Origin of the sequence: Candidatus Kosakonia sp. 282A-S69, from assembly GCF_029433855.1 — a bacterium.
In the GTDB taxonomy this organism is placed as follows: domain Bacteria; phylum Pseudomonadota; class Gammaproteobacteria; order Enterobacterales; family Enterobacteriaceae; genus Kosakonia; species Kosakonia cowanii_A.
Genome location: NZ_JAROAU010000005.1, coordinates 202,764 through 202,997 on the forward strand (window position 1 = coordinate 202,764; position 234 = coordinate 202,997).

A 234-nucleotide genomic window follows, 5' to 3' on the forward strand; every position below is an offset into this window, starting at 1 on the left:
GTGCCGCCTGGTGGCAGCCACAATGGAGGTGGCAGGCCATGCCGGGGTCGGTCGCGCCGGTGTCGGGCGCGGCCTCAATGCTCGCGATCTCCGTGACGTGCCTGCCGCCGCCATCGTGGTACGCGACGTCGGCGGCGAGGCCGGCGGCGGGCGCGACGAGGGACAGGGCGAGGGCGAGCGCGAGCAGGCGTGCGGCGAACGCCCACCATCCCCGTGCCGCCCACCTGCGGCTAT

At 75.6% G+C, this 234-nt stretch carries 1 protein-coding gene; it reads right to left on the reverse strand.

Going from position 1 to position 234, the window contains the following annotated elements:
• The coding region (locus tag PU683_RS21915; RefSeq protein ID WP_431190971.1) for a hypothetical protein at nucleotides 1-234 on the reverse strand (234 nt) is incomplete at both ends.